This window comes from Subdoligranulum sp. APC924/74 (assembly GCF_003324125.1).
GTDB lineage: Bacteria > Bacillota > Clostridia > Oscillospirales > Ruminococcaceae > Gemmiger > Gemmiger qucibialis.
Genome location: NZ_PSQF01000131.1, coordinates 1 through 5,848 on the forward strand (window position 1 = coordinate 1; position 5,848 = coordinate 5,848).

Consider the following 5,848-nt stretch of genomic DNA (forward strand, 5'->3'; position numbering starts at 1 on the left):
GTATTATCTGCGCTTTTGGCTTAGCATCTGCCGCACCTCGCTCGCCGTATCGGCACTTAGAATTATGCGGTATTGCCCTAAATTTTCGACTTTTTAGGTACACCATAGGCGAAGCTACAAGGCCCCGGCTCATGTGTATTTTGGAGCCATGCGGCGCAGCCATTAAAAACGCGGCCTCCCTGCCCGCGAAGGAAGGAACGATTTTTCAAGTGCGAAACTACGTCATCAAGCGTATCCTGCTTTCTTTTGTGATCCTGTTTTGCGTTACCTTCATCATCTATGTGATGATGCGCAGCCTGCCCAGCTCTTTTGCCGAGAACATGGCCATGCAGCTGTCCCAGGCACCGGGCGCAAAACCGTATCAGGAATGGCTGGATCAGCTCAACGCAGCCTATGGTCTGGATAAGGGCATCCTGCCCGGTTTCATGACCTGGCTGTCCAGCGCAGTGCACGGTCAGTTCGGTGACAGCTGGAAGTGGAATGTCCCTGTTGTTCAAAAATTCCAGGAAGTTATTGGTCTGTCTGTTGTCATGGGCGGCATCTCCTTTGTGTTGTCCATGATCATCGCTGTGCCCCTGGGCATCCTGGCTGCTACCAAACAGTATTCCCGTACCGATTACGTCATCACCGCCGTGGCTCTGGTGGGCATCTCTCTGCCCAGCTTCTTCTTTGCCACGCTGCTCAAGCTGCTGTTCTCTGTCAAGCTTGGCTGGTTTGACCTGTACGGCCTGGTCGGGCGTGATTATGCCCAGCTCAGCTCGTGGGGCCAGTTCTGTGACCGCGCCAACCATCTGGTGCTGCCCATCGTCACGCTGGTCATTGTTTCCATCGGCTCTACCATGCGTTACACCCGCACCAACATGCTGGAAGTGCTGAACGCCGACTATATCCGTACCGCCCGCGCCAAGGGCCTTTCGGAGCATGTGGTCATCTATAAGCACGCATTCCGCAACACCCTGATTCCGCTGGTTACCATCATCGGCGGTTCCCTGCCCGGCCTGTTCAGCGGTGCCTTGATCACGGAGACCCTGTTCTCCATCCCCGGCATCGGCTACATCTCTTACCAGTCCATGGTTGCGGGCGATATCCCGTTCACCATGTTCTACCTGTCCTTTATGGCGGTGCTTACCCTGGTCAGCAACCTGCTGACTGATATCATGTACGCAGTGGTTGACCCGCGCGTGCGCATTTCTTAAAGAAAGGAGACTGCACCCATGAGTGAGAATACCCAGAACAACACCCCCAAAAAGGAGCAGTACTCCCTGAACGACGACCGTCGCGTTAAGGTGCTTTCGCCCGGCGCGCTGGTTGCCAAGCGGTTCTTCCGCAACCGTCTGGCCGTTGTGGGCCTGACGATGCTGCTTGCCATGTTCGTCTTTTCCTTTATTGGCGGCGTGGTCAGCCCTTACGGCCAGGACCAGCAGTTCTACACCTACACCCAGATGTCCAAAGAGTATGTGGGTGTGACCCGCAACGATAAACTGCGCTTTGTTGTTGCCGATGGCCAGGAGTTCGGCTCTATTGCCCAGAGCAAGGGCAACGAGGCCATCAAGAAGGGTGAAGAAACCTTTACCTATAAAGATAACAATTACGAAGTGGAAAACCTGAGCGAGGACCTGTACGTCTTCCGTCAGGGCCGCACTGTGCTGGCTTATGCCTCTAAGGATATGGTCACCGCAGCGGACGGCGTGGCCGAGCTGAGCTTTGATGCCAAGCTGGCCGCCCTGACTGCCCAGGCAGCAGGGGAGACCACCTTTACTGCCGATGGCCAGGATTATGAACTGGACGCTGACGGCAATATTATCCAGAGCGGCAGCGAAGTTGCCTATATCGGCCGCTTTGTTGTTTCCGCTGCCGATGCCAGCGTGGTCATCAGCCGTGACTTCCGCGACCGCCTGGAAGAAGCCATTGACGATAATATTACCGAGTTCAACTACACCGATGCCGACGGCAACGAAGCCGAGTATGACATCGTGTACGATGCCAGCACCGGCGTTTGGAGCGTGAAGCAGATGACGGAAACCTATGTGTTTGACCGTTACGCAAGCCCCAACAAGGAGCACTGGCTGGGCACTGATACCAACGGTATGGACATGCTGACCCGCCTGATGTACGGCGGCCGTGTTTCCCTGATCATCGGCTTCATCGTTGTTGCGATCGAAGGCTCCATCGGTATTGTTATGGGCGGTATCTCCGGCTACTTCGGCGGCTGGGTGGATAACCTCATCATGCGTATCGTGGACGTGTTCTACTGCCTGCCCTCCATGCCCATCATCATCATTCTGGGCGCTGCCATGGACGCCATGCGCATTGATTCCTGGACCCGTATGATGTACCTGATGCTGATCCTCGGCTTCCTGGGCTGGCCCGGCATTGCCCGCCTGGTCCGCGGCCAGATTTTGTCCCTGCGCGAGCAGGAGTTCATGACGGCAGCTGAAGCCTGCGGCATCAGCGCATGGCACCGCATCTTCCGCCACCTGATCCCCAACGTTATCCCGCAGCTGATTGTTACCTGCACCATGAGCCTTGGCTCCACCATCCTGACGGAAGCCACCCTGTCTTTCCTGGGTCTGGGCGTTAAGTACCCGTTTGCATCCTGGGGCAACATCATCAACGATGTCAACAACGCTTATGTTATGACCAACTATCTGTTCATCTGGGTCCCGGCCGGCATCTGCCTGCTGATCACGGTTCTGGGCTTCAACTTTGTGGGCGATGGCCTGCGCGATGCCTTTGACCCCAAGATGAAACGCTGATGAAAGGAGACACACACGATGGCTAAACAACAGGACGGTTACCTTTCCGCCAAGGAGTCGCGGCGTATCTCCAAAGAAAACCGCCGCATTACGGACCAGTACGAAAAACAGCGCAAGCGCAAGAATGTGCCGGAATCTGAGTACCTGACCCAGATGAAGAACCCGGAAAACGCTGTTGAGTTTGATAACCTGCACACCTATTTCTTTACCGATACTGGCGTGGTAAAAAGCGTGGACGGTGTTTCGTTTGAAGTTCCCGTGGGCAAAACTGTGGGCGTTGTGGGCGAATCCGGCTGCGGCAAATCCGTTACCAGCCTTTCGCTGATGCAGCTGCTGCAGCGCCCCCAGGGCCAGATCGTTCAGGGCGAGATCCGCCTGAACCTGGGTAATGGCAAAGCCTATGATGTTGCCAAAACTCCCGGCACGGTCATGCAGCACCTGCGCGGCAACTATATTTCGATGATCTTCCAGGAGCCGATGACCAGCCTGAACCCGGTGTTCCGCATCGGTGCTCAGATCGATGAAGTCATTGCTCTGCATGACGGCGAAGGCAAGAGCAAAGAGGACATCAAAAAGCGCACCGTTGAAATGCTGGAGATGGTTGGCATCGCCAACAGCCAGGGTGTATATGAGATGTACCCGCATGAGTTGTCCGGCGGTATGCGCCAGCGTGTCATGATCGCCATGGCATTGGCCTGCAACCCCAAGGTTATCATCGCCGACGAACCCACCACCGCACTGGACGTGACGATTCAGGCCCAGATCCTGGACCTGCTGCGCAGCCTGAAGGACCGCATTAACTCCTCCATCATGCTGATCACCCATGACCTGGGTGTGATTGCCGAGATGGCAGATTACGTTGTTGTCATGTACGCAGGCCGCGTGGTGGAAAAGGGCACCGCTCAGGAGATTTTCGCAAACCCGGCTCACCCCTATACCATCGGCCTGATGGCTTCCAAACCGATCGTGGGCAAAAAGGTGGACCGACTGTACTCCATCCCCGGCAAGGTGCCCAACCCGGTCAATATGCCCAACTACTGTTACTTTAAGGATCGCTGCGAGATGGCTCTGCCCTGCTGCGATGGTGAATACCCCTGCGAGATCAGCCTGTCCCCCACGCACAAGGTCAGCTGCTACCGCTACTATGAAAATAATCGAAAGGCGGGTGAGTGACGATGGCACAGGCAGAAAACGCAAAAAAGCTGGACTATACCCCCGTCACCTATGATGATCAGTATATTCTGATGGTCAACCAGCTTAAAAAATACTTCCCCATCAAGGGCGGCCTGATGTCCCAGACCGTGGGTCATGTCAAGGCTGTCGATGGCGTTACCTTCAACCTCAAGCGCGGCCATACCATGGGTCTGGTCGGCGAATCCGGCTGCGGCAAATCCACCACCGGCCGTACAATCCTGCGCCTTGCCGGCGAAAAAACCGGCGGTCAGGTACTGTTCAACGGCAAAGAAGTGTACGATATGACCGGCAGGGAGCTGCGTAACCTGCGTACCAAGATGCAGATCATCTTCCAGGACCCGTTCTCCAGCCTGTCCCCGCGTCTGCCGGTTGGTGAGATCATCGGTGAGGCTGTGCGCGAGCATAACCTGGTGCCCAAGGCAGAGTTCAATGATTATATTGACCAGGTCATGGATAACTGCGGCCTGCAGCCCTACCACAAAACCCGCTATCCGCACGAATTTTCCGGCGGCCAGCGCCAGCGCATCTGCATTGCCCGCGCCCTGGCCCTGAACCCGGAGTTTGTTGTGTGCGACGAACCGGTCTCTGCACTGGACGTTTCCATTCAGGCCCAGATCATCAATCTGCTGAAAGAATTGCAGGATAAATATAACCTGACCTACCTGTTCATCTCCCACGATCTTTCTGTTGTTGAGCATATTTCGGATACGGTCGGCGTTATGTACCTGGGCAACCTGGTGGAGTACGGTGCAACGCCGGATATCTTCAGCCATCCGCTACATCCTTACACCAAGGCACTGTTCAGCGCCATTCCTATCCCGGACCCGACCATTCGCCGCGAGCGCATTGTGCTGCAGGGCTCCATTCCGTCCCCGGCCAACCCGCCCAAGGGCTGCAAGTTCCATACCCGCTGCCCCTATGCGACCGAGCGCTGCAAGACCGAAGCGCCGCAGCAGCGTGAGGTGGAACCCGGCCACTATGTTGTGTGCCACCTGTACGAAAAATGAAGCATAACGAACCCTTTGAGGATGACGGCCGCACCGTGGCCGATATGAGTGGCATTGAGCACGACAGTATCTGGCTGCCGCGCCGCCGCAAGCAGGGCCATACCCCCGCGCAGCAGCCCCAACAGGCTGCTGACCGTCCCTGGGAGGAAGACCCCCAGCTGACCGGTAAGGAGCGCCTGTGGGCGATCCTGGGTGCGCTGAAAGCTACCCTGCTGATTTGTGGCGTTTACCTGCTTGGCCTGCTGGCCCTGCTGGCGCTGCTGTTTACCCTCTGGCATTAAAAAATACCCCCGCCTTTGTTTTGGCTGCGTGACAGCTGGAATAAGGACGGGGGTGTTTGGTTTTGTGGGGGAAGGTAAGGTGGGGGCACCCGACCCCGCCGAGAAACGTAAATATTTGCTGTAAACCTACAAACATTTGTAGGGGACGATGCTTGCATCGTCCCGCGGATGAGCTGATGCGGTGAATTTTGTTAATGGTATTCGGAACAAGGTTTCGGAACGGTCAAGACTGTTCCTACAGAAGCTTTTTTAGCATGTGGTGGATGATTTATGTTCCTCAAGGACGGGATGAGGGCATCCCACCCTACAGTGCCTAAATAAAAGTACAACACAAAAGCGCACCGCACACCCTATCCAAGGGGTTGCGATGCGCCTTTTATTATTCATTGCTTTCTTGATGGAAAATAATATTATTGTGTTATGGCAACACCGCACAATTCCCGCCTTGCGGCTTAAGCACCGCTCCGGCGGCTGCGGCACGGCATCTGCGTTGCCAAAATGCTCGATAATGTCGGGTTGCGGTATCCGCATCGTGCTTCGGGGGCAAAAGCCCCTCGCACTCTGCGACCGCTGCCCCTGCTTCGGTTCGCTGTTTCCGCCACTGGCGGCG

Annotated in this window: 6 protein-coding genes; all 6 read left to right on the forward strand. The window is 55.9% G+C overall.

The genetic code is table 11. From position 1 onward, the window contains the following. The first annotated feature begins 131 nt into the window (after positions 1 to 131). Entirely contained in the window at positions 132 to 1,196 is a 1,065-nt protein-coding gene (locus C4885_RS15115) for an ABC transporter permease (protein ID WP_371681685.1), read from the forward strand. Between the two features lie 18 nt (positions 1,197 to 1,214). Beyond that, positions 1,215 to 2,756: an ABC transporter permease gene (locus C4885_RS15120; RefSeq protein ID WP_114001131.1), complete on the forward strand. Its 1,542-nt coding sequence runs from the start codon at positions 1,215 to 1,217 to the stop codon at positions 2,754 to 2,756. Positions 2,757 to 2,909: 153 nt separating this feature from the next. Next, positions 2,910 to 3,929, forward strand: a complete 1,020-nt coding sequence (locus C4885_RS15125; RefSeq protein ID WP_333559385.1) for an ABC transporter ATP-binding protein — start codon at positions 2,910 to 2,912, stop codon at positions 3,927 to 3,929. Between the two features lie 2 nt (positions 3,930 to 3,931). Then, positions 3,932 to 4,957 (forward strand): ABC transporter ATP-binding protein, encoded by a 1,026-nt coding sequence (locus C4885_RS15130; protein ID WP_114001133.1) that lies wholly within the window; start codon positions 3,932 to 3,934, stop codon positions 4,955 to 4,957. Beyond that, positions 4,954 to 5,238: a hypothetical protein gene (locus tag C4885_RS15135; RefSeq protein WP_114001134.1), complete on the forward strand. Its 285-nt coding sequence runs from the start codon at positions 4,954 to 4,956 to the stop codon at positions 5,236 to 5,238. Before C4885_RS15130 ends, C4885_RS15135 begins: the two co-directional genes overlap by 4 nt. 367 nt (positions 5,239 to 5,605) lie before the next feature. Further along, on the forward strand, positions 5,606 to 5,848 hold a 243-nt coding region (locus tag C4885_RS16835), incomplete at its 3' end, for a hypothetical protein (protein ID WP_207657607.1).

Coding starts and splice junctions, on each gene's coding strand:
- C4885_RS15135 (WP_114001134.1), top strand. CDS start 4,954: ATGAAGCATAACGAACCCTTTGAGGATGACGGCCGCACCGTGGCCGAT.
- C4885_RS15125 (WP_333559385.1), top strand. CDS start 2,910: ATGAAGAACCCGGAAAACGCTGTTGAGTTTGATAACCTGCACACCTAT.
- C4885_RS15130 (WP_114001133.1), top strand. CDS start 3,932: ATGGCACAGGCAGAAAACGCAAAAAAGCTGGACTATACCCCCGTCACC.
- C4885_RS15120 (WP_114001131.1), top strand. CDS start 1,215: ATGAGTGAGAATACCCAGAACAACACCCCCAAAAAGGAGCAGTACTCC.
- C4885_RS15115 (WP_371681685.1), top strand. CDS start 132: ATGTGTATTTTGGAGCCATGCGGCGCAGCCATTAAAAACGCGGCCTCC.